Source organism: Enterococcus sp. DIV0175 (assembly GCF_050529075.1).
Classification (GTDB): domain Bacteria; phylum Bacillota; class Bacilli; order Lactobacillales; family Enterococcaceae; genus Enterococcus_B; species Enterococcus_B thailandicus.
In genome coordinates this window covers 1,346,637-1,371,453 of sequence record NZ_CP172880.1, presented here as the reverse complement: position 1 = coordinate 1,371,453, position 24,817 = coordinate 1,346,637, and the positions used below count along the sequence as shown (strand labels likewise).

Genomic DNA, 24,817 nt, shown 5'->3' with positions numbered 1-24,817 from the left:
TAGTCTGAGCTCCTTTAAATTTGGCTGATTTTTTACAAAAAAAGATATAGTATATACTTCACGGTATATACTATATCTTATGGACAAGAATTTCAATTATTTTGAGAGCGTTTTTTTCGAAGAGCTATTTTAGTCATCAACTTCGGTTTCTAAAATCTCACCTGTCTGAGCATTCATTTTAACAGTTGTTTCTTGTTGGTTGTTTTCAACAGTAACTTCCCAGAAAGTAATACCAAGATCCTTATCTAAATCCCAATCCGTTGCTGTTCCGCCGCCAACTTGCTGGACAGCAATCTCAGCAGCCTTTTCTATACTCAATAAATTTTGGATGTCAATTTTATCTTCTCTTCGTTTTACACCATTTTGCTCATCTCTATCAAGTTGTTCTTCTCGCTCTTTCTCCACCTTTTTCGTGACACCATCTACCCTGATTTCAAATTCAGTTGTGTCATTGACTCCTTCAATCTTGTAATAATAAGCACCAAATGAGGTATCTAATTCAAGAGAAGTGATATCACTATCAGGATAAGTAGCTTGATAGGTTTTGATTGCTTCTTCAACTGAGACGCGTAAGTCACCTTCAACTGATTTTCCTGCCACGGAAGAAGCAGTAGTTGAACTGTGATTGTCTTTCATTGCTTGTGTTTGGCTCGTCTGTGTGTTCGATTGATTTTGGCTTTGATCCTGCTTCTCATTGCTTTGACACCCTGCCAATAGTCCAAGTGTGCCGATAGCAATGCTCAAATAAGCAATTTTTTTCATTTTTTTAACTCCTTTTCGTCTATGTTCAATTAAAAATAGGAAGTTGACAACTGAGTGGGGTCATTCACCCACCAACTTCTTCAAGCTGTCTAAATTTATTATAACGGAAAATCGGGCAAAGGTCAGAAATTTTCAAATAAACGCTTGACTTAGAGTGCACTCAAGCCTGTATGATTTATTTAGAGACTAAAAGTAAACGCTACAAATAGCAAAATCTTACGTAAAGAAGGAATGAAAATGACAAAAAAATTATACCTTATGCGACACGGAGAAACGTTATTCAACCAACTAAAAAGAATTCAAGGTTGGAGCGATTCACCACTAACAGAAAAAGGTATTGCGCAAGCAAAAATAGCTGGTAATTATTTTTCTGCCAATCAAATCACCCTAGATCACGCTTATGCTTCTACTTCAGAAAGAGCCTGTGATACGTTGGAACAAGTCACTACGCTTCCTTATCAGCGAGTAAAAGGGTTAAAAGAATGGAATTTTGGTGTCTTTGAAGGTGAAAGCGAGTCGCTCAACCCTCCTCATGCACCGGGAGAAACTTCATATGGTGATTTTTTTGTACCTTTTGGTGGAGAAAGTAGTCAAGAGTTACAGGAGAGAATGGTCAATACATTGACAGAAATTATGGAAAGACCTGACCATCAAGAAGTGTTAGCCGTTAGCCACGGCGGCTCTTTGTATCTGTTTCTTCAAAAATGGCTGTCTTTCCCTGAAGTAAAAAAAGTCCAATTTTCAAATTGTTGTATTCTTGTCTTTTCTTATTCAGATAAGGAATTTCAATTTTTAGAGGCAATCAACCATGATTTTAGTGAGTTATAAAATTAAAAAAGCTAGACTGTGACTAGACTGTGAAAGAAGCATTTAACTTCAAGAAATAGAAATTACCAGGAATTGCTTTCTAAGTTTTGAACAACTTTCGCTTATTGGTGAAGAGACCATTTTAGGAACACAGTAAAAAAGAGGCTAGGATGAAATATCCCAGCCTCTTTGCTTTCTTATTTTTGATTCAATTGATTAAATAATCCACCAATCGTTTGATCCTTTAGTTCGATTGCTTGACCATCCAGAGTTGCTTCTACAACATGATAGTAATCTTGTAAAGGTGGGACCTCTAAATATTGATCATGCAGGAAAGCTGCTGGTTCAGCATATTCTTTCGTCATTTCATTGGCATCTGCCGCAGTTTTGTAAGTAATTTTTAACATCATAAACCCCTCTAATCTGTATAATTGATTCTTCTCTTTTCTCACTCGACATTAATCAGGGCGAACCAAGGTAAAGATATCTCCTATTTTAGCATAATTATTGCCAGCTAAACGGCTGACAGGCTTTAATTTCTCAATTAAGATGCGCCCGTCATCATAGATGGATTCATCCACTTGATAGTGCTTGATTTTTAATAAAAGCAAGTCCGCAGTAATTTGCTCATTTTCTTTGATTTCAATGTGTTGGTAGAGTTCTGTTTCAAAACGAATTTTCGATTCTCTGAGAACAGGTACTTTAACTATCTGAGCGTCCTCCGTCGAAAAAGTCGTTCGTGTTAATTCGCTCTCTTCTCTTGGCAATGTTGCCGCAGTTTGGTTTCCATCAGCAACGTTATCTTCATCTAAAATATGGATAACAGCTTCTTTTGTGGTTAAAAGATTGGCAGCTGTATCTTTCAATTCGTGCATTTTACGTTGAATTGCTAGCGAAATGATTGGCGGGTTCGAGCTAACAATCGAAAAATAGCTGAACGGCGCAATATTCACAATTCCATTTTCAGAACGAGTAGTTACTAACGCTACTGGTCTGGGAACGATTGAGCCAATCAATAATTTATAATTTTCTCTTTCAGTTAAATCTGAAGGTGATTTTTGGATCATTTTTTTCTCCTTCTATAACGTATTCAATTTGGGAAGTCTTTTTAAAATTGCTGACTTTTGTGGTAAAAATTTATCTGGTAACATAAATTCCTCACCAAGTGTTTCTAAAGGTTCGTCAACAGTAAATCCAGGCGTCCCCGTTGCTAATTCCAACCAAACATTCCCATGTTCTTGCAAATAGATGGATTGGAAATATTTACGATTTTTGATTTTTGTCACAACGTATTTGTCTTCTTGTAATCTCGCTTTCCAATCTGGTAACGAATCATCTTCAACCAAGAATGCGACATGGTGAACTGTTCCTGGCCCGAATCTACCAGGAGTTAAAGTTTCTTTAGGAACAATCAATTGTTGCTCCTCTTCCTCACCGAAAACAAGATGGTAGCCGAAAGCTGAGTTACGTACCAAAGTCATACCCAATCCTTCCGTTAATAGCTGAACCGTTGCTTGGGGATCTGCAGAAAGTAATACGCCGCCAAATAAACTAAGAATCGCCGGGGTCTCCGAAGTTTTCTGATTTTCAACTAAAGCAATCGTCAATCCATCTGGATCAGCGAATTCAATTGTTGGTTTTCCAAATAAATCCGTTTGTTGCGTAGTAATTGAAAATTCTTCTAAACGACTAAGCCAATAACGCGTACTTCCTAACGGTATTTGAAAAGCCATCGTTCCAACTTGCCCACTTCCAACTCTGCCTTTCGTTTCATATTTCCAAGAAAAGAAAGTGATGATGGTACCGACCTCTGCATCATGATTCCCAAAATAAAGATGATAACTATCTGGATCATCAAAATTAACAGTTTGTTTCACTAAGCGTAACCCTAAAATGTCACGATAAAAATGAAGTGTTTGATCTAAATCAGCAACGGTTGCAGAAAAATGATGAATTTTATTTAATGGACGCATACTATTCTCCTTTGTTAACGTTTTGTATCAAAAGGTTTAATCGCGCTTTCGATTGATGCACGTTGATTTTCTAAAAATGGTGGTAATGATAAGATTTCGCCTAACGTTTCGTAAGGTTCGTCCTCCATAAATCCTGGTTCGTCCGTTGCAAATTCAACTAAAATATGTCCCAATCGAACATAAAGTGATTCAAAATAGTAGCGGTTGACATAACCTGAATTTGGTAATCCAAGATCGTCAAAAATCTTTTGCCAAACTTCTAAAGAACTACGATCAGCTAAACGGAATGCAACATGATGAACTTCACCAAAGCCTTGTTGCCCCTGAGGACTAGTTGTATCTTCTACTAAAATAACTTGTGCCCCATTTCCACCTTCACCGATTTCCAACAAATGACGGTTACCGTCAACAGCGATTTCTTTAAAGGTTAAAACATTTTCGAAAAGTGCACGAAAATCATCAAAGTAAGAAATTGTGATTTCCACAGGACCTAAACCGTAAATAGCAAACTCAGTTGGAACTGGTCCATTTTTCCAAGGTGTACCTGGACGAACACCCACGTTCGTTTCATCGGAAATCAATTGGTAAGCTTGCTCATCTTCATCCCAAAAACGTAAAATCTTCTTACCGAAAAGTTCAGAAATTTCTTCATGTTTCACAGCAAATTCATCAAAACGGCGCAGATAATATTCTAGTGCTGCATCAGTGGGAACACGAAAACCAATTCTTGAAATTGAATTGGTGCCCTTTTCACCTTTTGGATTATTAGGGAAGTCGAAAAATGTCATGGTTGTTCCGGGTGTACCATAATCATCAGCATAATACGTGTGGTATGTTTGGATATCATCTTGGTTTACTGTTTTTTTCACCAGACGCATACCCAAAATATCTGTAAAGAACTGATAATTTTTCTTAATGTCACTTGTCATGGCAGTTACGTGGTGAATTCCTAAGGGGTTATCTTGTATATTCATTTCAATTTCCTCGTTTCTTCATAGTTATATTTATTGTCAGTTATCTTTTACTTTTTTTAATAGTTTTTCTAGTTGCAATAGTTCATCTAATTCAAAATCAGCGAAACATCGACCAATTGTTGCTGCGTGTTGCGGAAAAATTTCAGCCATTAGTTGACAACCCGGATCGGTAATCGCAACATACGTTTCACGACGATCTGCCTGATTCGTTTTGCGTTCGGCTAAACCTTTTGCTACCAGCTTATCAATCACGTAGGTGGTACTGCTACTAGCAATCAAAATTCTCTCTTGGATGGTTTGAGGTGTTTGCTTGCCTTTATGGTAAAGAAACTCAAGTACAGAAAATTCGGTGATATTCAAACCATAATTTTTAACGTCTTTTTTCACCACAGCTTCCAGTTTTCCACTTACGCGCAATAAACCAATGAACGCATTTAAAGCCTGAGTTGTTTGTTCCATTTTCCCACCTCCATCTACTTAAAAATAATTATCTCTAATTCGAGATAATAATAGCCGGAATGAATTTAAATTGCAATTTATTTGTCTTAAAGTTAAACACAACTAGAATTTTAGAAAAGAAAAAAGCTACCTCCCATTGTGAAAGGTAACTTTTTAACTTACTACTCTTTAACTTTGATGAATAAGAGAATTGTTGCACTTGTCATTCCTAACAGGATGCACATTCGATAAAAATCACTAGGAATCGCTACGCCAATGAATAAAATTACTATACTGACAACGATTGCTTTCATTCGTGTTTTCTCAACTCCTGCTTTTAAACGCTTAGGATCGATTGCTGGTCCTTTGAATCCGATAATCACTGTCAAAAGTGCTGCAGCGCCTAAAAAAGCAAGTCTACCAATGGTAATATCAAAAAAGATGGCACCAAATGGCACAATCACTAATAAAAAAATACTTTGGATTGTACATAACCAACTCTTGCTAGCGTGATAGCCATAAGAATTTCGGCGAATGGCGAAAAACGTCACGTGGGTAACAATCACAGCTGGAACAATTTGTAAGAATGCTGCAACAGCATAAATAAAGACAAGTTTAATTAATTCAACAAGTAATGTCGAAAGACCATACTCGATTTTTGCAGTTTCAAGTTCAGAAAGGTTTAAATTTGAGCCAAGCTTTTGACTTAAGTTCTTTGCTATTTTCTCCTCTAGTGAAACATATTCATTTGTCATATTTTCATCTCCCCTAAATTTGATTATATAAGGAGTTGAAAGTGAGAGAAAGCAAACTCATAAGTGTTAGTTATTTCAGCAAAAGTGTTAAGTTTATTTTTGATTAAAACGATCCACTAGTTTTTTCAAGTGACGAGTAGACACTAGACACTCCTCGTCATTGACCATTGTGATTACGCGTTCCTTTTTGTCAATCCGACTGATATTGTTGACATTCACTACATAAGATTGGTGACAGCGATAAAACGACTGACTGAATTTCTCCACATCCTTGATTTTTCCAGTATATTCGACCATTCTGTTATCCAAATGAATAATCAGCTTATGCGGTGTTTGGCTCGATTCGAAAAATAAAATCTCGTCTACGAATAATTTAATGTCCAGCACACCACTTTTGATTCGAATCTGTTCACGACTAGGAAGCTCTGTGTTCATATAACGTTGCATCGCAGTGTCAATGCAGCTAATCACTTTTTTCTGTAATTCTTCAAAGTCGTCTTTTACTAAGTAATCCATAGCTTCTACTTTGTAAACAAAAGTTAAATAAGACATATCACTATAAGAAGTTATAAAGACAATTTTAGCAGTCGGATCATACTCGCGGATTTTTGCACCTAACATGATTCCATTCATTTCGGCATTGAGGTCAATGTCTAAAAAATAGAGTCCTTCTGTTCGTTCCTTACGAATAAAGTTCAAAACATCATTAGGATCAGGAGTCTCCATGGCAAATTCTATATCATAATCCATCATCATTAGATAGTTTTTTACAATTTTGGTAATTCGATTTCTATGAACTGTTTCATCATCACAAACAAAGATTTTCAACACAGCTATCGCCCCACTTCATCTCTCATTTTTACCGCTTGGGTAAATTATTGTATCATAGTTTTGTTTTATTTTGTGAAATACTTCTCAAGTAATTCAATAGGTCTATCTTCATAGTAAACGCTATTCTGAAAAAGGCAACCCATCACAAAAAAAGGCTTACCGAATACCAATCAAAAGCTCATAAAAAAAGACATAACACTGTCGGCTGACAATGCTATGTCGATAAAACAACTACGATTAAAAGCATTCACCTTATTGGCAAAAGCTCTTAAAGGTAATTATTTTTCCATTTCATTTTTTAACGCTTCTGGCATTTTTGGTTCGTAAGTAGCTAATAAACAAATACTAGTTGTAGAAACTAGTTCATAGGCAACCAACGCAACAGCTGATACCATGCTTAACATTTGAATCTTAACATTTGAAAATTTTTTCATGTCTTCTCCACCCCTAATTCAATAGTAAAATAATAGCGTGTTTTGCTACTACTCTATAAAAATTATAATAAGAAAAGTGATATAGACCTTAAACAATCAAAAGTGCGCCTTTTTTAAGAAAAAGTGCGCACTTTTGATTCGCTTAATTCAATTTGTCAAAAATCGTAATGATTTGAATAAATTGATTGTTGTCAATTTTTGTTTCTAAATACACATTTGGTTGGGCTTGGACCAATTCGTCTAAGTTTGTTAAACCAATTCCACGATTCTGAGATTTAGTTGAAAAATTCGCTTGTTTTAAAACATGTAGTTTAGGAATTTTCTCCCGACAGCGATTACTAATGATAAACAAACACGCCTGATTATGAATGGTTACGGTTAATTCGATTTCGGGATTGTCAACATTTTGTGATTCTTCAATCGCATTATCTAAAATAATCCCCAGCATCCGAACTAGAATCAGCGATGGAACTGAAATTTTGTCAATTGTTTTTGGCACATGGATATTAACGCGAATTCCTTGTTCATATGCACTATACAGTTTACTGATGATAATACTTTTGATTTCTCTAATTTCTAAATGACTAACGGATGCCATTTTTAAGATTTCTTGATCAAAGATTGTCCCAGTTCCTTTGATACTGGAGTAAAAATAGTTTTTCAGACCAGTTACATCATCATTTTCGATGTAATCTTCTAAAGAAATCAGAATGTTTTTATAATCATGTTTAAATTTTCTGAGTTCTGAATAGTTTTTCTCGATTTGTTCACTGTAATCAATCAAATAATTCATTCGGTTTCTTTGCTCTTTTGCTTCGTATTCCGCCTGTTTGACGAAGATGATTGAAAAACAAATCAAGGCAGATAACATTCCGTATAGAACAATAAAAAATGCATTTGCGTGTCCAAAATATTCATTTAGTGAGGGATAGCGATCAATTACGATTAGAGCAAAGTACATCATAAATGTCAATGTGACGATGGTTGTACTAACTTTCAAGATTAAGTCATTACCGAAATATTTTTTGATAATAATTTTTTTGAATATCCAAGCGAACAAAAAGTAGATAAGTGTGTTAATTGCTAAACGAAGAACTTGATTTACTTGATTATCATAATCAAGTCCCGCCATGTACAAACCAGTAGCGAATAAATTATCAGCAAAGATATACAATAAAATCGACAAGGATGACGAAAAGAAAGACCAGTAATAACCACGTCGAAAGTACAATAGAATACCACACATGTAGAGCCATAACATTCCGGTTGAAACCACATCTAATTTCATATACGTTAGCACATAGACTATCATGATCCCAACACAAAACAATAGATATTTTTTATTTGTTAATTCATCGTTGAAATAGCCTAGGACAAATAACATACTTGCTAACTGTCCAACGATCATAGCCAAAATGATGAAACTAGGTATTCCCAAAATATTCTCCCCCTATTTCCCTAACTACAACCGTTTTGTTTACATTTCTTTTGATTATAGCTAACTATTTTGAGCCATATCTATTATATCAAAAAAACGCAAGTTATTATAAAAAAAGCACAATTAATTATGGATCGTTCAGAAATGTAAATATTACATAAATAATACACTGTAATGTCTTGCTTTTTTTAGTAGATATAGAAAAATATTCGACCCAAATAAAGACACAAAAAAACCGCCTCAGACGAGACGGTTAACAGTCAATGTAATAATTTAAGCTTTTACAATGTTAGTTGCTTGAGGTCCACGTTGACCTTCTTCGATATCAAAAGTCACAGATTGACCTTCTTCTAAAGTCTTGAAACCTTCACCTTGGATAGCTGAGAAATGTGCAAATAAGTCATTTCCATCTTCACCAGTGATAAATCCAAAACCTTTGTCTGCGTTAAACCATTTTACTGTACCGTTATTCATATTATAGTTCCTCCTAATTACGTATCAAGTACGCTTTTTGTTGCAATTAATTGTTGATAAGCAAAAGGAGTTTTGTATAATGTGCCATACAGCTCAAATTACGTTTCAAAATAAATTACTTGTTTACTATACCATGGGCACTGGCTGAAAGCAACCTTTTTGCTAATAAGTTTATTTTTCTTTGGAATTAATCTTTGATTCTAAATGTTTTAGGTGCTTTTTTATAAATAATCACGAAACCAATCCCGACATAGAGTAAGCAAGCCACCGACACGATGATTGCATAAAAGAATCCTGATACTTTTAATTGTAGATTCCCATACGCTATCCAATAAAAAAGTATGGCAATGATTTTATACAGCGGACTGATCACTTCCATCTCACTAGTGAATGGTTGAATCAAGTAATAGATAAATAATTCATGAAATGAAAATAAGGCAGATAATGCCAGTAATAATAAGGCTAAAACACCAAAAAATGTCCAAGATAAAAAGAACCCATTAAGCACCGATAAAAGAAGATAGACACTAAAAATTCCGATTGATAATAAACCATTGTAGAAAAAAGTCTGCTTGAAACGGTAATTGAATCCATGAATGATTGTTCCTGCTTCACGATAAAATGGATAATAGAGCATCGCTACATCACAGTTAACAAAGACCATTTGAACGACTTTCTTTCCAAAACTCATGACATACATGATAAAAAATAGCAGACTTAAGGTTCTTGTCATCTCTTTTTCAGTCAAAGCTTCTCTAACATCAAAGAAACTAAGAATAACAACAACAATTAATGCAGCAACTATCGTATACACACGTAATCGAAAAGCACGGTTCAGTATTTTACGATACCGACTAAATAATAAAGCATTCAGATATTGGTTACCATCTAAATGAGCGAATCGTTCCTCCTGGTTCATCACTAATTTTTTCTGCATGGCTAATCCATCACTAAGATAACTTTTACCAGAAGCAAGTTCTTGACTGGCAACATTCGACAAAGTAGTCATCTCACTCCAATAAAAGACATAGTCCAGTTCCCTTTTAAAGTGGAGTAAAGCATACCAACTGAAGATGAGAAAAACGATGGATAGCGTGATTCCAACCCAAGAAAGGAAAAATGTTAACACAGCTACTGCTAATTTTACCCAGACAAGAATCACCGTGCTACTAATAACAACAATAGTCACTACACTACCAAAAATCACCCGTTGGCGCTTTGATAAGTGCCAAGTGAAAATAATTCTACCTAAATAAAGATAAAAACAGCGAGAACCAACATACGTTAAAAAAATAAAACAAGTTACTTTAATCGGTTCACCGATAGCAAAACCATAAATGATGGCAGCAGGAAGATATCTTAGGCCATGTATAAAGCTGTCAGTTAGTTTATATCCACGGATGATCCTCTGCTTAGGACGTTGGAAATGTTCAATAAAGTCAACAATTCTCTTCTCTCCTGAGATAACGAACCCATCATAAAAATTAAACAAAACAACCACTACCATGAACCACAAAAATAAACCAAGATTGCCAGTGTGGTGAGTAAATGCTTTACCGGAAAATAAATCTGCTCCGCTCAATAGTATCGCGAGTCCATAGTAAAGAGCCAACCATAAACCTTTGGCGAGAATACTGCGGATATTTTCAATTATCAAACCAATGACGGTTAAAATTTGTTTCAATTCATAACTTTGATAGAAACGAGTAGGTATGAATTTTCCAATAACAGGTATTTTTCGTGAATAAAAAACAAGTCCATTGACCTTTTTAGTGACTGAAACTTGTTCTAATTGCCAATAGTCGCGCAAATAATCAAACATCCGATTCATAGACTACGCCTCTTCCTTTGTAAAAGTAGGCCGTTCTTCTCTATCAGACAACAGATCAATGATTTCCTCTTCGAAATCTTGGTCATGAATCTTATCTGATGCAATACCAATCAATTTTTTGTGGTGTAGTAACACGATTTCGTCACAAAGATCTTGTGCTAATTGTAAAATATGAGTCGAAAAAATAATAACCGAGTTCGTTTTCATCTTTAAAATCAACTCTTTCATCTCGTGGGCGGCAACAACATCAAAAGACGTTAATGGTTCATCTAATAATAAAACAGGTGGTTGGACCATAAGTGAAACCAAAAGCTGTACTTTGTTTTGCATTCCGTGAGAAAAATCTTTTAGCAAACGGTGTTGGTCTTGACGTTCGATCCCTACTGAATCTAGATAATTTTCTGGTCGTTTGATTTCTTCAATCCGATCTTGATTGATATCAATAAAAAATTTCACAAACTCATATGCTGTCATAAATGCTGGTAAATGTGGCATCGTATAAACAAAACCGATTTCAGTATTGTCATAGTCTGTGTTGAGAATGCCATTTTTTTCAAGGCCAATCGTTCCATTATCAAGTAATAGATTTTTTGAAATACAATTGAACAAGGTTGTTTTCCCAGAACCATTTCGTCCAAGCAAACCGTAGATTTTTCCCTTTTCAAAGGTAAAGCTAGCATCATCAAAAATCACTTTTTCATCAAAATTTTTCGTTATGTTTTCCAATACTAATTTCATTGTTCACCTCTTAATTTTTTTGTTCTTGTCTTCCTCGTTTCCTTGCTAATTTTACTTTACTGCATATTGTTAAGCTTTCCAATAGTGAATCACGTTTAATCACAGGTTTTACTTGTATTTTTTATTTATTAGGACTATTATTTCTACTATTAAATCAAGGAGATGGTCTGATGTCTTTAACAAAACAGCAACAAATAAATACACTAAATGAATTTCAAGAAAACTTTGCTTTACTAGGTTCATCGACTCAAGAAATTGCTGATGAATTAAGAATTTCTCCGGAGAAAATAGAAGCCATTTTGCTACTACAACCAGCTACAATCGAAGAACCTTGGATTCTAAAAAATTATTTAATCGAAAAATTAATTGAGCAAGGAAAAACACCTATTCCTTTCTCTGCTTTAATTGGCGATTATCATGATTATTGGTTCCTTGACACAAGAAAGATTGAAAAAAGAATACTCACGGATTAATCTTAAGAAACTCTTTACTAGCTGTTTTTTCTCTTTTATGTTATATTACTTGTGGAATTTCGTTATCAACGTAGTAGTTGCCTTTCGTTAAGATTTAAGAAAGGAGAATGAATTATGACATTCTATAACAAAAACTTACAATATCGTGTTACTTTAAATACTGATTTGAATCTATTTATCGTTTTTGATAAAGACAATGCAAACCACGTAGCTACAGGTGTCACGATTGAACAAGCTGTACAAGAATTGAAAAAATCCCTATAGGAGAGATATCTCATATGAATGATTGCAGTTCTAGTCATTAAAAGCACCTACTGGATGAATACAGTAGGTGCTTTTTTGGTTCTGCTATTTCTTCAGTTTTCTTTAATTTGTAATTAGATTTCTTGCTATTAAGGATATTCCCTGCTATTATTGTTCTTAACACGAAAAATATTTTTATCGCGAATTGTTAATTTGTTTGATGAAATTTAATCAACACTGGCGTAACCTTGGAGTTACAAGGATGTATTAGAGGTTAGGGAATACATCGTTTAAATGAGAAAAATTAATTGTTAGTAATAGTCACCACCAACTTTAGAATAATAAATATTGATTAGTTAGATAGCCTTCTCTTAACAGAGAGGGCTATCGTTCATTTTACAAGAAAAACAGCAAGAAGATACGAACTGCCTCGTACGCTCCTTGCTGTTTTTTCGTTATCAATTTGTTTGAAGTAAATCATATTGTGATTGATACAAATGATGATAAAGACCTTGTTTCTCCATCAATTCTTCGTGTGTCCCTGCTTCTGCAATTTTCCCACCTGCGACATAAAAAATTTGAGAACTATTTTTAATTGTCGATAATCGGTGAGCAATAATAAAGGAAGTGCGCCCTTTCAATAACTGCTGCAGACCTTCTTGTAGTAATTCTTCTGTTTTAGTATCAATACTTGAAGTGGCTTCGTCCAAAATCAAAATTTTTGGATCTGCCAATAGCGCTCTGGCAAAAGAAATTAGTTGGCGTTGTCCCGCAGAAAGTGTGCTACCTCTTTCTTCGACAACGGTATCGTAGCCATCTTTTAGCTCTTTGATAAAATCATGCGCTCGAACGATTTTAGCAGCTGCAATTATCTCTTCTTTTGTTGCATCTAACTTTCCGTAACGAATATTATCAATAATTGTCCCAGAAAAAACAAACGTATCTTGTAGCATGACGCCCATTTGTGTTCGTAATGAAGCGAGTGTGACTGACCGAACATCATGACCATCCACTTGGACACTTCCCTCATTAACGTCATAAAAGCGACTCAAAAGATTAATAATAGTTGTTTTCCCCGCGCCTGTCGGGCCAACTAACGCAATACTCTCACCTGCGTTAATATGGAAGTTAACATCATTTAAGATATTCTTGCCTTCTTCATAACGGAATGTGACGTGGTCGAATGTAACATTTCCTTTAATCGGTGGTAAAATCTGTGCATTTGGTTCATCTTGGATATCAGGTACTTCATCCATTGTCTCAAAAATCCGTTCCAAGTAAGCTGTTGCAGTAATCAGTGAGTTATAAAAATTTCCAATATTGATTACCGGATTCCAAAAATTGTTGATATAACCGATAAACGCAATCAATGTCCCTGTTGTAACATTAACCCCGATTTGACGAATACCTACAAAATAAATCAAGCAAGTTGTCATTACTGCAATATTTTGAACTCCCGGCCACAGCATGAACTGAACCTTGACAGCTTTCATCCAGGAGGAACGATACTCATCACTGACTTCATTGAAAATCTCGTAGTTTTCCTGTTCACGAGCAAAAGATTGTGTGATTTTTATACCGGATATACTTTCATGAATATACGCATTTAAATTTGATTGCTTATTACTCAACACTTGATATGCTTTACGTTGTTTCGTTTTGATGACCATAACAATCACAAATAAAACTGGCAGTAAAATTAAGCTATACAAGGTTAATTTGACATCAATAAAAAGCATAAATATTAGAGTAATTAGCACATTGAAAATGTCTGAAATCAAGTTAATCAGACCATTACTTAGCAGGTCGCTTAACGTATTGATATAGTTAACGACACGAATCAAAATTTTCCCATGAGGTCGATTGTCAAAATAGGAAAATGGTAAGTGTTGTAGATGTTCAAAGATTGCATAACGCATATCTTTTAAAATATCTTGACCAATCTCGGTAATTGCATAAATTCGATAACGCATGCACCAGCCAATGACCACTAGCGAAATTAAAAAGATCACACTTATTTGGACCAATAATGTGGTATTTCCTTTTGGAATCACATCATCAATGGCAATTTTGGTAAAGTAAGGTCCCAACATCCCGGCAGTATTGGCAAGAATGATGACGAACAAAGCCTTGAAAATCGCTTTTTTATAGGGTTTAACATAAATGGCTAAGCGACGGTAATGTGACCAATTGAATTCTTGCTCCAGTGTTTCATCCACATCAAATTTATTACGTGCCATTAGTTCCCCTCCTTCTCTTGGATACCTAATTGTTTTTGGTAAACTTCATAGTATCGCCCTCTTTGTTCCAGTAATTCTTTGTGTGTTCCTTGCTCAATTACTTGTCCTTTTTCCATCATTAGAATCAAGTCAGCTTCACGAACAGAAGAAATACGATGAGCGATAATGAATGTTGTTTTTTCAGTTGTTAGTTGTGTTAACTCACGTTGGATCTTGAATTCTGTTTCCATATCCACAGCTGAAGTCGTATCGTCCAAAATAAGAATTGATGGGTCTTTCGTTAAAGCTCTTGCTAAAGAAATGCGTTGTTTTTGTCCGCCAGAAAGTCCTACACCACGCTCACCTACAATTGTTTCGTATCCTTCGGGCATCCGTGAAATAAATTCATGTGCATCAGCAATCTGTGCCATTTGTTGGACGTACGTTTCATTTGCTAAAGGATTACCAAAAGCAATATTATCTTCAATCGTGTTAGAAAATAAAAAGACATCTTGCATAACCATCGAGATGTTTTCACGTAATTGACGAACAGGGTACTCTTTTGCATTCTTTCCATCAATCAAGACTTCACCTGAAGTTGGATCATAAAAACGACCAACTAGGTTAACTAACGTTGTTTTCCCAGAACCTGTTTCCCCTAAAATACCAATCGTTTGCCCTGGACTAATCTTAAATGAGATGTGTTTCAAAACTAATGTATTTGGGTCATCAGAAAAATGGAATGAAACATCTCTAAATTCAACATGCCCTTTGATTTTTTTTGCTTCATCATGAGTCAATACAGGAATTTGTGGTTTGGTTCCTAACATTTGACGAATTTTGATACAAGCTGCCGAAAAACGTTGAACATCGTTAATCAACCAGCCGCTCATTCTCATCGGCTGATTCAGCATCCATAAAAAGCCATTGAATGCGATCAAATCACCCAAGGTCATCTTTCCTTGAATAACAAATAACCCGCCTAAAATTAACGTAATCACGTTCAAGCTTCCAGCTAGTCCATCTAACCAAGGTAAGTATTTCATAGACACCTCGGCTGATTTCATGTTTTGTACTTTGTAATCTTCGTTGTGCTCAACGAATTTTTGAATTTCAAAGTCTTCTCTAGCAAAAGCTTTGACGACTCGATTTCCCCCGATGTTCTCCTCAACCATCGAATTCAAACGGGAAAAACTTTCACGAATCTCAAAAAAGATTGGTCGTGCTTGTTTCGACATCTTCTGGGTAAGCAAGAAAATGATTGGTGTGATTGCAACCAACGCCAACATCAATTGCCAATTAATTGTCGCCATTACGATGACAGCAATACTGAACCATAAAATACATTCAATGATGTTATAAACGACCCACGAAACAAAATGACGAATAGCGTCTGTATCCCCTGTCATTCTAGCCATAATATCCCCAACTCGAGTGTGATTAAAGAAATCAAAATCAAGTTCTTGTAACTTTTGATACATTTCTTGTCGTAATTCAAACAAACTGTTCTGACCAATACGTTCAAATAAAATTTGATAAGTATATCGAATGATCGTTCGAAAAATCGTGATACCAATCATTAATGCTAATAAAGGAATCAATAAATTAGCTTCACCTTTTTCAATTACTTTGTCGACAATCTCACCAGCCACTAATGGGTTGACTACAATTAAAAGCGCATTGATTATTAAAAAAATAATTGCCAGAAATCCTTTATTTGCATACTTCTTTACATATTGCCAAATCCATTGATAATTGCTCATTTTATTTCCCCTCCTATGCGAAAGCCTTTTCTCAATCAAGTACTAGCTTATCTTTAATAAATTTGAAAGAAAATGGTTATTCTTACTTGTTTTGATGTACAATATTATCAAATCCACAAGAAAGGGTTTTCATTTATGAGTTATGCAAATGCCCAAATATTTAACCCAGAAATTATTTACGCTTTTGATCCTTGGAATGAGCAAGGAAACAAAAGTGACATCCATACCCATGATTTTCTAGAAATCAGTATTGTTTTAGAAGGTCAAGCGAACTACACCATCGAGGAACAAGAATTTCAATTAAATGCTGGTCAAATTATGCTTTTTAACCCTGGCACCCATCACGGTGAAGAACAAAGAACAGGAACTTATTCACATCAACTTCATATTGGTTTAACGAATATTTCATTAGACGGACTAAAGAGAAATCACTTACCAACTAAAAAAGCAATTCTTAATCTTGGGGAATACCAATGGGAATTTCTCGACAAAGCGTGGCGTCTAGTTAAAGAATATAGTGAAGAGCAACCTGAGTTTCAATTAATGGTCAAAGCGTTAATTATCGAAATGTTAGTACTTATTTTAAGAAGCCTAGAAAAAGTGCAAGATAATACAGTCACTCTAGCCCTTTCAAAAAATGCCAAACGAAAACAGTATTTAGTCAATCATGCCATTTACTATTTAGAAAACCATCACACGCAAGAAATTACTTTAGAGCAATTAGCTGATACGTTGTATGTTAGTCCTACGTATTTATCAAAAGTTTTTAAAGAGTCTACAGGTATGAGCCCCATCAATTATCTTATCCAAGTTCGGCTAAAACATGCCAAGGAACTACTAGCAAACGAGCAACTAACTATCCGAGAAATTTCTCAAGCTGTTGGTTATCAAGATGCGTATCATTTTAGTAAGCTCTTCAAAAAATATTACGGCGTCTCTCCTTCACAACTAGCAAAGAAATCACTGGCATAACAAAAAACTCTTAAAAGACTTGTTCATTCCGAGTCTTTTAAGAGTTTTTTATTTTCAGTTCCTTTTTACTTCAAAGGATCAAATAATTTTGGTGAAACTCGATAACATATAACAACAACGATTGCTACGGCGATTGCAGTAGCCAGGCCACTTGCGCCATTCATGACAAATGAAAAAAGCCAAGGGTTCATACCTTCTGGTGCGTAATCTCCCCAAAAAATACCGCCAGCCACAAAATGCCAGAAAAAGCGAGTAAAGGTTCCAACCACCGATGAGACAATTAGGATTCCATAAATTTTGGTTGTCTCTCCATTCACCATTGCGCGATGCAAAGATAAAGTAAACAATCCAGCGAATCCAGCAAAGGTAAATGCAATTGGGTATTCAATTAAAACTTGTGGGATACTTAAAAATTGAACTTTCCCCATTAAAAAGTGTAATAGACCCCAAATCAAGCCAGCACCTAACCCTGCCTTGAGACCTCTACGTAAAGCATAAATAGTTATTGGAATTTGCCCGATCGACAAAGTAAAACTGCTTCCAATGTCTAGTGGAATCAATGAAAGCACCATAGCTAATGCTGCGATAATTGTCCCCTCAATCCAAACTTTTGTTTCTGAATGCATAAAAAAACTCCTCCTTTAGAATCACCACAATTCACAAAGGAGAAGTGTTAGCTACACTTCCACTCGTCACAATTCCTACGTTCGTATGACCGAAACAGGTACGGAGGGTTTAGAGTAAACTCATTCTCAGCCTCGAAAGGCTCCCCTTTGTGAGTAGATTCTATTATTTTTTACTTACCCGACTAGCATAACATATTTTTTCTTTCGTCAGAAGTGAAAAGAATTTTTTTGTTTAAGCAAATCAAAAAGCGAACCATTGAACTGTTCGCTTTTTTAAGATTTCTGAACTTTATTTTGTCATATCAGACGTAACTTTTTCATCAATACGTAAAAATGGTAAGTAGATGAACACGCTAGCTGCAATAATTATCACTTGAAGAACTGCAGCACGCCAGTCCCCTCCAGTCGCTAAGAAACCAGAAATGATTGGTGGTGTCGTCCAAGGAATTTGGACAACGACGTGATTGATCAATCCAACTGCAGTCGCAAAATAGGCGACGGTTAACGAAAAAATTGGTGCTAAAACAAATGGAATAATCAAACTAATGTTAAAGACGATTGGTAACCCAAAAATAATCGGCTCGCTAATATTGAAGATAGCTGGTGTAACAGATAACTTAGCAAAATCTTTGTAGTCCTTACGACGACTAAAAATAAAAATCGCAATAAGTAAAGCAATTGTATTACCAGAGCCGCCCATTACAGCAAAAGTATCTTTGAATGCCATATTGATGATATGAGGAATCTCTTCTTTATTTGCATACGCAGCCATGTTTTCTTGCATATTTTGAATCAAGAATGGATCTAATAATGAACCTGAAATGACAGCTTGATGAATTCCGAAACCAAAAAATAGATTTGCAATAGATGTTAACAATAAGAATCCTGGTAGTCCAGTAGTGATTTTACTTAAAGGCTTTGTAATGATCGTAGTAATCAATGTGTTGGCATCCATATGGAACAACTGATTGATAGCAAATGAACCAATCGCAAATACTGTGATCGTCAACATAATCGGAATCAAAACATTAAATGATTTCAAAACAGCTGGTGGAATATTTCCAGATAAATTGATCTGAAGTTTTTCATTTTTAGATAACTTAATAAACAATTCTGTTGCTGCGAGACCAACAAAAATACCGACAAACATGCCTGAAGCTCCAGTGTAAGCAATCGGAATCACTCCACTCACTTCAATTGCTTTTTGACTGTTCTCTGGAGTGAACATCGTAACCATTGGTGTAAGGACAATAAAAGTAGAAATAGCAACCAACACTGCAGCGATTGAATTTTGATAATTGCGGCTAACGCACATATGATAAGAAACTGCTGCTACGACTAACAATGTCGTAATGCTAAGTGTACCATTGCTAATTGAAATTCCGATTTCTTGAATTGTAGATAAAGTAGCCGGTCGAATAAAGTGACCTAGAAAACCGGTCGGCTCCAATATGACATAGTTAATCAAAGTGACAAATCCTGCCAGCATCATAAAAGGCATGAATGTTGCAAATGCATCTCGCAACGTTCGTAAGTGAATCTGGTTTCCTAACTTTGTTGCGACCATCCCAAACTTTTCAAGAATGATCTCTTTTTTATTTTTACCCATAAAACTCTCCCCCTTCATTTGTAAGCGATTGCTTTCACCTAGATAATAACTCGTCTTTCCGATAAAGTAAATATCTTTTTTAAAAAATATATACTTTTGTTGAAAATAAAAAATAAACAGCAAGAAGTTAAGCTTAACTTGCTGTTTATTTTGATTGTATATCCGATTTTTATTTTTCAACAAAGATTGCCTCAAAAATGAAGTCCTTATAAATATGTCTGGATAACGAATACTCAAACGGCGTTCCTGAGGACAAAGAAACGACTTTATCTACTTCAATCATAAATTCACCGGGCTCGATATTTAAAATTTTTGCATCAAACTCATTGGCGATATCTCCCTTAATCCATAAATGAGAGGATTTTATTTCCAAATTTAATTCGTCTGTGATATAAGCATAAACTGATTTTTTCAAATGCTTAGGTTCCAATCCAGGTATAACAGCCAATGGCATAAATGTTTGTTCAATCGAATAAGGTTGATGGTCTATAAATCGACTTCGAATAATATTGTAAATATAATCTTTTTCGCTGATTTCCAACATCTCCGCCACTTCTTTTGAAGGAAGTTCAATCGAAAAAGTATGGATTTCAGAGTCAACATGTTCTTCTCCCATCGCGCTCAATAAACCTTCGTTTGGACCGAAAACTTTTGAATTATCAATTGGTTTACGTAAGACTTCTGTCCCAAATCCGCTACGTGTTCGCAACACGCCCTCGGATACTAATAAATCAATTCCTTTTTTTACAGTTAATTTACTTGTTCCGTATTCTTCCGCCAATTGGTCACCAGTCGGCAATTTTGTTCCAACCTGATATTTATCATCCATGATTTTTCGCTTAACATCTAAATAAATCTCCATATATTTGGGAATCTGTTTCATACTTATCCTCCTTTCACTTAAAACAATAGCTTCTCATATACTTTACCATACTTTCAGCTGTTTTTAACTAAAAAAAATAAGCTCCCGTCGTAAAAGTATATATTTTTATAAAAAGATGTTTATTTTATTTGAAAGCGGTGTTATGATTGGTATGAATTTAAAGGAGGTCTATCAATGAGTACAATCAAAAAATTATCCTTTCCAGAAAATTTTTGGTGGGGATCTGCGTGGTCTGCTGAACAAGCTGAAGGTCGTGGCGAAACAGGAAAAGCTGAAACGGTGTGGGAACGTTGGTATAAAGAACAACCTAATCGCTTCTATCAAAGAATCAGCTCAGAAATCACAACCGATCACATTCATCGTTATAAAGAAGATATTCAATTGATGAAACAAACCGGACATAATTCTTTTCGAGTATCTATTTCTTGGGCAAGAATGTTTCCGCAAGATGGTGTAGGAGAAGTGAATCCACAAGCGATTGCTTTCTATCGTGATTTATTTACTGAAATGAATAAAAACGGAATAAAAGTTTTTGCTAATCTTTATCATTTTGATATGCCTGCTAAGTTACAGGATCAAGGTGGTTGGGAGTCACGGGATGTTGTTGAGGCTTATGTCCATTTTGCAAAAACGTGTTTTGAAGAATTTGGCGATTTAGTCTTTCACTGGTTTACGTTTAACGAACCACTTGGCCCAATCTTAGGCTCTTATTTAGAAGACTTCCACTATCCCAATTTGGTTGACTTTAAACGCGGAAGCCAAGCCGCATTTTTTACGATCTTAGCTCATGCGAAAGCAATCGAAGTCTTTAAAACATATAATTTATCAAGCAAGATTGGTGTCATTTTAAATCTTAGCCCAACTTTTCCAAGAAGTAATAATTCCGCTGACGTCAAAGCCGCGGAGATTGCAGATTTATTTTATACACGAAGCTTTTTAGATCCAATGGTGAAAGGAAACTTCCCGCCCAAACTGGTTGAACTTTTAACCGAATATGATCAGTTACCACTCGACTTTACTCAGGAGGATTTAGCAACGATTCAAGCGAATACCGCCCAAATTTTAGGATTGAACTATTATGAACCTCGCAGAGTAAAAGCTCGTCTAACAGCAATCAATCCCGAAAGCCCCTTCCTACCTGAATGGTTCTTTGAAAATCATGTAATGCCCGGACGTCGTATGAACGAATATCGTGGTTGGGAAATTTATGAAAAAGGAATCTATGATTTATGTATGGATATCAAGAATAACTATGGAAATATTGAAGCATTTATCTCTGAAAATGGCATGGGTGTTGCAAACGAAGAACGATTTATGGATGAAGATGGACAAGTAATTGATGAGTATCGGATTGAATTTATTCGAGACCACTTAGCTTATCTTTGGAAAGCAATTGATGACGGCTGTAACATCAAAGGTTATCATTTATGGACATTTATTGATTGTTGGTCATGGATCAATTCGTACAAAAATCGTTACGGACTAGTTTCCTTAGATCTACCTACTCAAAAAAGAACAATCAAAAAAAGTGGCGAATTTTATAAAAAACTAAGTGATGAAAATGGATTTAATTATGATATTGATTTGTTAGTTCTTTAAACAATTATATCCCTGTAGCTCAGACTCATTCAGCAACCAAAAACTGGTTATGACAGAAAGTCAGTTTATGCTATACTAAAGAAAACTGTTCGTTGACATTCAAATAGCCAACATATTACCAAATAAATAGAAAGAAGCATTCAAACTGAAGCCTTGCTATGGGCGAATAGTGCGATTACGGAGCCTCAAAAAATTTATCCGAGGTTTTAGAGCTATGCTGTTTTGAATGCTTCCAAAACTTCTTACATTAGCATGTATGATGCTATGTAGTTTTAGAGCTATGCTGTTTTGAATGCTTCCAAAACATGTAGTTACTTAAATAGAGAAACAGACACGTTTTAGAGCTATGCTGTTTTGAATGCTTCCAAAACCGAACAGCTCTCCTGAAAGCCGAAATATAGGTTTTAGAGCTATGCTGTTTTGAATGCTTCCAAAACCAATAAATTTTGATTGTTTGTGTCCTCTAAGTTTTAGAGCTATGCTGTTTTGAATGACTGGCTAAATATATGATAAAAAAGGACCGCCCATTGAGAGCTGGTCCTTTTTTTGTTAAATTTTTTGATCAATTTCAGTGACAGTTATTTGTAGCACACGGCTTAAGAACGGAAACTTTTCCTTCATTTCATTAAAAATTGGTCCCTCTGTGATAAACTCAGCGGTTCCGTGCAAATGGAATCCTGCACCAGGCCCTACTGTACCAATGACTTCTTTGCTTCCAACGGTTAACATCACTTGATTATTTTTTTCGATATCTTGTTGAACACTGTGCATCCCAGCTGCAGGAATATATAATTTATCGCCACTGATTTGAACATAGCTATTCCAAGTATTCACAGCATGAAAGCCCGGAGCATTTTCACTCGAAGAAATTATTGTTACTGCTCCCTCATGTCTCATTACCTCTAAAAATGTTTCATTCATCATTTTGCAGACCTCATTTCAATTATCGTAAGTTTATTATAGCACCACTAAGTATTTCGTTCACTTTCTAGTAATAAAAAAATCAGACTTATAACCTAAAAATATATACTATAATTATGTGCGACGTGGTACGATAAAATAAGGTATGATTAGTTAAACAGTCAATCATACTAAGTGTTTAGACACAAAAAACAACAACTTAGGAGGTCTCAATATGGCATTATTTAATAATCTTGTACAAGGAGCTTTAGGAAATTACTCAGAAAAAACGCCAGAACAATTGACTCAAGAATATGGAGCATATCTTTTTGATAATGAAGAAATTACGATGGGCTATCAATTGGTTAGGGATGCGTTGATTTTTACCAATCATCGAGTGATTTTCGTTGATAAGCAAGGAGCAACTGGTAAGAAAACCGCCTTCCACTCGATACATCTTGATTCAATTGTCGAAGTCGATATGGAAACTGCTGGAACAGGATTAGATGACAGTGAGATTACAATTACTTATCTTAAAAATATTAATCAACGTTCAAACAACGAAGTGCATGCCGTACATAAATTTGAATTTCCTAAAAAGACGGATATCTTACCCTTATACCGCTATCTAGGAAATGTCAGTATGACAAATCGAACGCGAATCAACAAATAATTTTGAATTGTTTCGCCCACTTTGCCGTATCAAAAGGTGCAGTAAAGTGGGCTTTTTTTCGTTATTTATTGTAACTTTTGTTCAGACTCGCGCATGTGCCCTTCGTAGTTTTCGACTTTAAACAGCAAATAATCATGTGCTTCTTGCATTTTAGTTATTTTTTCTTGCATCAACTCAGCTTGCTCCAGTAATAATGCTTTGCGAGCTGGGATCGTTGAATCATCGTTTTCATAAATCATCGCCACATATTCGCGTAAGCTTTCCACACCCATTCCTGCATTCCGCATCGTCTTTGCGAATTTCAACTGATTAATGCTTCTTTCTGAAAAATTACGTAGCCCGTTTTCTTGTCTTGGTACGGGCATAATGATTCCGATTCGTTCATAATAACGGATGGTATCATTCGATAGTCCTGTTAGATTGGCTGCTTCTTTGATATTCATGTTGTTTCCCTCCGGCAATTGATCATTTTGCAGCTACATTAATTAAAAATCAAAGTCTTTCCATAAACCATTTTACTCTTTCTGGATCATGATGGTCAAAAAATGCTGATTCTTTTTGATCTAATTGAGCAATCAACGCCAAATCCTCCGCTGATAATTCAAAATCAAAAATAGCAAAATTTTCTGCCATTCGTTCGGGATTCACAGATTTTGCCAAGGCGATGATTCCTCGCTGCATCAACCAGCGCAAAACAACCTGCCCAACTGTTTTGTTATACTTTCGACCAATTCCGGCTAACGTTTCATTAGTAAACAGCTCATGCCGTCCTTCCGCAAAAGGTGCCCATGCTTCCATTTGAACATCACACATTTTATGATAACTGACAGCTTCTTGTTGTTGGTTCCAAGGATTAACCTCAATTTGGTTGACTTGTGGTTGGGCTACTTCATTCATTTTGACAAATTCAATTAGCTTTGCCGAATCAAAGTTGGAGAGTCCAATTGATTTAACCAAACCTTTTTCTTGTGCAGCTGCCAAGGCACGCCATGCACCATAAATGTCGCCATAAGGTTGATGAATCAAGTACAAATCCAGATAGTCCAGATTCATATTGATGAGTGATTGTTGGATAGTTGGGTTGCCTTTTCTTCTCCCATTTGTTGAATAAAAAGTTTTGTTGTGATAAAGAGTTCTTCTCGTTGAACAAGCCCTTCAGCAATTGCACGTTGGATTCCTTGACCAGTTTGAACCTCATTTCCATATGAAATAGCTGTATCGATTAAACGATACCCGATTTTGATTGCTTGATAGACCGCTTCAGCAGTGTCTGCTAGTGGGATTTGATAGACACCAAAACCTAATTGTGGCATTTTTTTTCCGTTGTTTAATAGTTTGCTATTCACTATTCTTCACTCCTTTTTTAAGATAATTCCATTCAATCATCTGGAGTGCACTCTAA

Annotated in this window: 26 protein-coding genes, 1 pseudogene, 1 CRISPR repeat array and 1 riboswitch; of the genes and pseudogenes, 6 read left to right on the top strand and 21 right to left on the bottom strand. The window is 35.5% G+C overall.

Features of this window, described 5'->3' with window-relative positions; all coding sequences use genetic code 11:
- Nucleotides 1–129: 129 nt before the first annotated feature.
- Nucleotides 130–762, bottom strand: a complete 633-nt coding sequence (locus tag IGJ76_RS06525) for a PepSY domain-containing protein (RefSeq protein ID WP_067481963.1) — start codon at nt 760–762, stop codon at nt 130–132.
- A 237-nt stretch (nt 763–999) separates the two neighbouring features.
- Here IGJ76_RS06525 and IGJ76_RS06520 point away from each other — a divergent pair, with 237 nt between their 5' ends.
- The gene (locus IGJ76_RS06520) at nt 1,000–1,590 is read left to right on the top strand and encodes a histidine phosphatase family protein (protein ID WP_067481961.1); all 591 of its coding nucleotides are present in this window, start codon (nt 1,000–1,002) and stop codon (nt 1,588–1,590) included.
- 176 nt (nt 1,591–1,766) lie between these two features.
- Here the strand turns inward: IGJ76_RS06520 and IGJ76_RS06515 are convergent, their stop codons facing one another.
- From IGJ76_RS06515 to IGJ76_RS06460, 12 genes are all read right to left on the bottom strand, one after another.
- Nucleotides 1,767–1,976: a hypothetical protein gene (locus tag IGJ76_RS06515; RefSeq protein WP_067481959.1), complete on the bottom strand. Its 210-nt coding sequence runs from the start codon at nt 1,974–1,976 to the stop codon at nt 1,767–1,769.
- Nucleotides 1,977–2,027: 51 nt separating this feature from the next.
- A complete protein-coding gene (locus IGJ76_RS06510) occupies nt 2,028–2,636 on the bottom strand; it encodes a flavin reductase family protein (protein WP_067481957.1) in 609 nt (202 codons plus the stop codon).
- A 12-nt stretch (nt 2,637–2,648) separates the two neighbouring features.
- Nucleotides 2,649–3,542: a VOC family protein gene (locus IGJ76_RS06505; protein WP_095803628.1), complete on the bottom strand. Its 894-nt coding sequence runs from the start codon at nt 3,540–3,542 to the stop codon at nt 2,649–2,651.
- A gap of 14 nt (nt 3,543–3,556) precedes the next feature.
- Entirely contained in the window at nt 3,557–4,516 is a 960-nt protein-coding gene (locus tag IGJ76_RS06500; protein ID WP_095803627.1) for a ring-cleaving dioxygenase, read from the bottom strand.
- 36 nt (nt 4,517–4,552) lie between these two features.
- On the bottom strand, nt 4,553–4,975 hold the full coding sequence (locus IGJ76_RS06495) for a MarR family winged helix-turn-helix transcriptional regulator (RefSeq protein ID WP_067481951.1): 423 nt from the start codon (nt 4,973–4,975) through the stop codon (nt 4,553–4,555).
- Nucleotides 4,976–5,136: 161 nt separating this feature from the next.
- A complete protein-coding gene (locus tag IGJ76_RS06490; RefSeq protein WP_071868346.1) occupies nt 5,137–5,709 on the bottom strand; it encodes an accessory gene regulator B family protein in 573 nt (190 codons plus the stop codon).
- A 93-nt stretch (nt 5,710–5,802) separates the two neighbouring features.
- Complete coding sequence (locus tag IGJ76_RS06485) at nt 5,803–6,540, bottom strand: LytR/AlgR family response regulator transcription factor (RefSeq protein WP_071868345.1); 738 nt, start codon at nt 6,538–6,540, stop codon at nt 5,803–5,805.
- Nucleotides 6,541–6,818: 278 nt separating this feature from the next.
- The gene (locus tag IGJ76_RS06480) at nt 6,819–6,974 is read right to left on the bottom strand and encodes an AgrD family cyclic lactone autoinducer peptide (protein WP_082294043.1); all 156 of its coding nucleotides are present in this window, start codon (nt 6,972–6,974) and stop codon (nt 6,819–6,821) included.
- Nucleotides 6,975–7,116: 142 nt separating this feature from the next.
- Nucleotides 7,117–8,412, bottom strand: a complete 1,296-nt coding sequence (locus IGJ76_RS06475) for a sensor histidine kinase (protein ID WP_140444158.1) — start codon at nt 8,410–8,412, stop codon at nt 7,117–7,119.
- 273 nt (nt 8,413–8,685) lie between these two features.
- Nucleotides 8,686–8,886 (bottom strand): cold-shock protein, encoded by a 201-nt coding sequence (locus IGJ76_RS06470; protein ID WP_067481945.1) that lies wholly within the window; start codon nt 8,884–8,886, stop codon nt 8,686–8,688.
- 187 nt (nt 8,887–9,073) lie between these two features.
- Nucleotides 9,074–10,717, bottom strand: a complete 1,644-nt coding sequence (locus IGJ76_RS06465; RefSeq protein WP_413126807.1) for a hypothetical protein — start codon at nt 10,715–10,717, stop codon at nt 9,074–9,076.
- A 3-nt stretch (nt 10,718–10,720) separates the two neighbouring features.
- Entirely contained in the window at nt 10,721–11,455 is a 735-nt protein-coding gene (locus IGJ76_RS06460) for an ATP-binding cassette domain-containing protein (RefSeq protein WP_067481941.1), read from the bottom strand.
- 170 nt (nt 11,456–11,625) lie between these two features.
- On the opposite strand from IGJ76_RS06460, the gene IGJ76_RS06455 reads away from it, so the two are divergent.
- Nucleotides 11,626–11,928 carry a DUF2316 family protein gene (locus tag IGJ76_RS06455; protein ID WP_071868343.1) on the top strand — a complete coding sequence of 101 codons (303 nt, stop codon included), beginning with the start codon at nt 11,626–11,628 and terminating at the stop codon, nt 11,926–11,928.
- 114 nt (nt 11,929–12,042) lie between these two features.
- Nucleotides 12,043–12,192 (top strand): hypothetical protein, encoded by a 150-nt coding sequence (locus tag IGJ76_RS06450; RefSeq protein ID WP_169819312.1) that lies wholly within the window; start codon nt 12,043–12,045, stop codon nt 12,190–12,192.
- 437 nt (nt 12,193–12,629) lie between these two features.
- Here the strand turns inward: IGJ76_RS06450 and IGJ76_RS06445 are convergent, their stop codons facing one another.
- Both IGJ76_RS06445 and IGJ76_RS06440 read right to left on the bottom strand, forming a co-directional pair.
- Complete coding sequence (locus tag IGJ76_RS06445; RefSeq protein ID WP_075491512.1) at nt 12,630–14,411, bottom strand: ABC transporter ATP-binding protein; 1,782 nt, start codon at nt 14,409–14,411, stop codon at nt 12,630–12,632.
- Nucleotides 14,411–16,153 carry an ABC transporter ATP-binding protein gene (locus IGJ76_RS06440; protein WP_071868341.1) on the bottom strand — a complete coding sequence of 581 codons (1,743 nt, stop codon included), beginning with the start codon at nt 16,151–16,153 and terminating at the stop codon, nt 14,411–14,413. The genes IGJ76_RS06445 and IGJ76_RS06440 overlap by 1 nt, the downstream gene beginning before the upstream one ends.
- A gap of 135 nt (nt 16,154–16,288) precedes the next feature.
- Between IGJ76_RS06440 and IGJ76_RS06435 the strand changes: the two genes are divergently transcribed.
- On the top strand, nt 16,289–17,125 hold the full coding sequence (locus tag IGJ76_RS06435) for an AraC family transcriptional regulator (protein WP_067481932.1): 837 nt from the start codon (nt 16,289–16,291) through the stop codon (nt 17,123–17,125).
- Nucleotides 17,126–17,190: 65 nt separating this feature from the next.
- Here IGJ76_RS06435 and thiT read toward each other — a convergent pair whose 3' ends face one another.
- The 3 genes from thiT to IGJ76_RS06420 form a co-directional block, all read right to left on the bottom strand.
- Nucleotides 17,191–17,751: an energy-coupled thiamine transporter ThiT gene (thiT, locus tag IGJ76_RS06430; RefSeq protein ID WP_067481930.1), complete on the bottom strand. Its 561-nt coding sequence runs from the start codon at nt 17,749–17,751 to the stop codon at nt 17,191–17,193.
- Nucleotides 17,752–17,806: 55 nt separating this feature from the next.
- A riboswitch (TPP riboswitch) is annotated at nt 17,807–17,908 on the bottom strand.
- A gap of 132 nt (nt 17,909–18,040) precedes the next feature.
- Nucleotides 18,041–19,360: a PTS sugar transporter subunit IIC gene (locus tag IGJ76_RS06425; protein ID WP_071868338.1), complete on the bottom strand. Its 1,320-nt coding sequence runs from the start codon at nt 19,358–19,360 to the stop codon at nt 18,041–18,043.
- 169 nt (nt 19,361–19,529) lie between these two features.
- A complete protein-coding gene (locus tag IGJ76_RS06420) occupies nt 19,530–20,243 on the bottom strand; it encodes a GntR family transcriptional regulator (RefSeq protein ID WP_067481926.1) in 714 nt (237 codons plus the stop codon).
- Between the two features lie 174 nt (nt 20,244–20,417).
- Between IGJ76_RS06420 and IGJ76_RS06415 the strand changes: the two genes are divergently transcribed.
- The gene (locus IGJ76_RS06415) at nt 20,418–21,842 is read left to right on the top strand and encodes a glycoside hydrolase family 1 protein (protein ID WP_067481924.1); all 1,425 of its coding nucleotides are present in this window, start codon (nt 20,418–20,420) and stop codon (nt 21,840–21,842) included.
- Between the two features lie 203 nt (nt 21,843–22,045).
- A CRISPR array of direct repeats spans nt 22,046–22,345; the repeat unit is 36 nt; unit sequence GTTTTAGAGCTATGCTGTTTTGAATGCTTCCAAAAC.
- Nucleotides 22,346–22,391: 46 nt separating this feature from the next.
- Here the strand turns inward: IGJ76_RS06415 and IGJ76_RS06410 are convergent.
- The gene (locus IGJ76_RS06410; protein WP_218658259.1) at nt 22,392–22,763 is read right to left on the bottom strand and encodes a pyridoxamine 5'-phosphate oxidase family protein; all 372 of its coding nucleotides are present in this window, start codon (nt 22,761–22,763) and stop codon (nt 22,392–22,394) included.
- A 214-nt stretch (nt 22,764–22,977) separates the two neighbouring features.
- Here IGJ76_RS06410 and IGJ76_RS06405 point away from each other — a divergent pair, with 214 nt between their 5' ends.
- Entirely contained in the window at nt 22,978–23,415 is a 438-nt protein-coding gene (locus tag IGJ76_RS06405) for a PH domain-containing protein (RefSeq protein ID WP_067481922.1), read from the top strand.
- A gap of 65 nt (nt 23,416–23,480) precedes the next feature.
- Here the strand turns inward: IGJ76_RS06405 and IGJ76_RS06400 are convergent, their stop codons facing one another.
- On the bottom strand, nt 23,481–23,858 hold the full coding sequence (locus IGJ76_RS06400) for a MerR family transcriptional regulator (protein WP_270492581.1): 378 nt from the start codon (nt 23,856–23,858) through the stop codon (nt 23,481–23,483).
- Nucleotides 23,859–23,907: 49 nt separating this feature from the next.
- A pseudogene (locus IGJ76_RS06395) lies at nt 23,908–24,728 on the bottom strand (aldo/keto reductase).
- Between the last annotated feature and the right edge of the window lie 89 nt (nt 24,729–24,817).

What these genes read in the sequence shown, in the direction of transcription:
- IGJ76_RS06525 (WP_067481963.1), bottom strand. Translation starts at nt 762, where the DNA reads ATGAAAAAAATTGCTTATTTGAGCATTGCTATCGGCACACTTGGACTA.
- IGJ76_RS06520 (WP_067481961.1), top strand. Translation starts at nt 1,000, where the DNA reads ATGACAAAAAAATTATACCTTATGCGACACGGAGAAACGTTATTCAAC.
- IGJ76_RS06515 (WP_067481959.1), bottom strand. Translation starts at nt 1,976, where the DNA reads ATGTTAAAAATTACTTACAAAACTGCGGCAGATGCCAATGAAATGACG.
- IGJ76_RS06510 (WP_067481957.1), bottom strand. Translation starts at nt 2,636, where the DNA reads ATGATCCAAAAATCACCTTCAGATTTAACTGAAAGAGAAAATTATAAA.
- IGJ76_RS06505 (WP_095803628.1), bottom strand. Translation starts at nt 3,542, where the DNA reads ATGCGTCCATTAAATAAAATTCATCATTTTTCTGCAACCGTTGCTGAT.
- IGJ76_RS06500 (WP_095803627.1), bottom strand. Translation starts at nt 4,516, where the DNA reads ATGAATATACAAGATAACCCCTTAGGAATTCACCACGTAACTGCCATG.
- IGJ76_RS06495 (WP_067481951.1), bottom strand. Translation starts at nt 4,975, where the DNA reads ATGGAACAAACAACTCAGGCTTTAAATGCGTTCATTGGTTTATTGCGC.
- IGJ76_RS06490 (WP_071868346.1), bottom strand. Translation starts at nt 5,709, where the DNA reads ATGACAAATGAATATGTTTCACTAGAGGAGAAAATAGCAAAGAACTTA.
- IGJ76_RS06480 (WP_082294043.1), bottom strand. Translation starts at nt 6,974, where the DNA reads ATGAAAAAATTTTCAAATGTTAAGATTCAAATGTTAAGCATGGTATCA.
- IGJ76_RS06470 (WP_067481945.1), bottom strand. Translation starts at nt 8,886, where the DNA reads ATGAATAACGGTACAGTAAAATGGTTTAACGCAGACAAAGGTTTTGGA.
- IGJ76_RS06465 (WP_413126807.1), bottom strand. Translation starts at nt 10,717, where the DNA reads ATGAATCGGATGTTTGATTATTTGCGCGACTATTGGCAATTAGAACAA.
- IGJ76_RS06460 (WP_067481941.1), bottom strand. Translation starts at nt 11,455, where the DNA reads ATGAAATTAGTATTGGAAAACATAACGAAAAATTTTGATGAAAAAGTG.
- IGJ76_RS06455 (WP_071868343.1), top strand. Translation starts at nt 11,626, where the DNA reads ATGTCTTTAACAAAACAGCAACAAATAAATACACTAAATGAATTTCAA.
- IGJ76_RS06450 (WP_169819312.1), top strand. Translation starts at nt 12,043, where the DNA reads ATGACATTCTATAACAAAAACTTACAATATCGTGTTACTTTAAATACT.
- IGJ76_RS06445 (WP_075491512.1), bottom strand. Translation starts at nt 14,411, where the DNA reads ATGGCACGTAATAAATTTGATGTGGATGAAACACTGGAGCAAGAATTC.
- IGJ76_RS06440 (WP_071868341.1), bottom strand. Translation starts at nt 16,153, where the DNA reads ATGAGCAATTATCAATGGATTTGGCAATATGTAAAGAAGTATGCAAAT.
- IGJ76_RS06435 (WP_067481932.1), top strand. Translation starts at nt 16,289, where the DNA reads ATGAGTTATGCAAATGCCCAAATATTTAACCCAGAAATTATTTACGCT.
- thiT (WP_067481930.1), bottom strand. Translation starts at nt 17,751, where the DNA reads ATGCATTCAGAAACAAAAGTTTGGATTGAGGGGACAATTATCGCAGCA.
- IGJ76_RS06425 (WP_071868338.1), bottom strand. Translation starts at nt 19,360, where the DNA reads ATGGGTAAAAATAAAAAAGAGATCATTCTTGAAAAGTTTGGGATGGTC.
- IGJ76_RS06420 (WP_067481926.1), bottom strand. Translation starts at nt 20,243, where the DNA reads ATGAAACAGATTCCCAAATATATGGAGATTTATTTAGATGTTAAGCGA.
- IGJ76_RS06415 (WP_067481924.1), top strand. Translation starts at nt 20,418, where the DNA reads ATGAGTACAATCAAAAAATTATCCTTTCCAGAAAATTTTTGGTGGGGA.
- IGJ76_RS06410 (WP_218658259.1), bottom strand. Translation starts at nt 22,763, where the DNA reads ATGAATGAAACATTTTTAGAGGTAATGAGACATGAGGGAGCAGTAACA.
- IGJ76_RS06405 (WP_067481922.1), top strand. Translation starts at nt 22,978, where the DNA reads ATGGCATTATTTAATAATCTTGTACAAGGAGCTTTAGGAAATTACTCA.
- IGJ76_RS06400 (WP_270492581.1), bottom strand. Translation starts at nt 23,858, where the DNA reads ATGAATATCAAAGAAGCAGCCAATCTAACAGGACTATCGAATGATACC.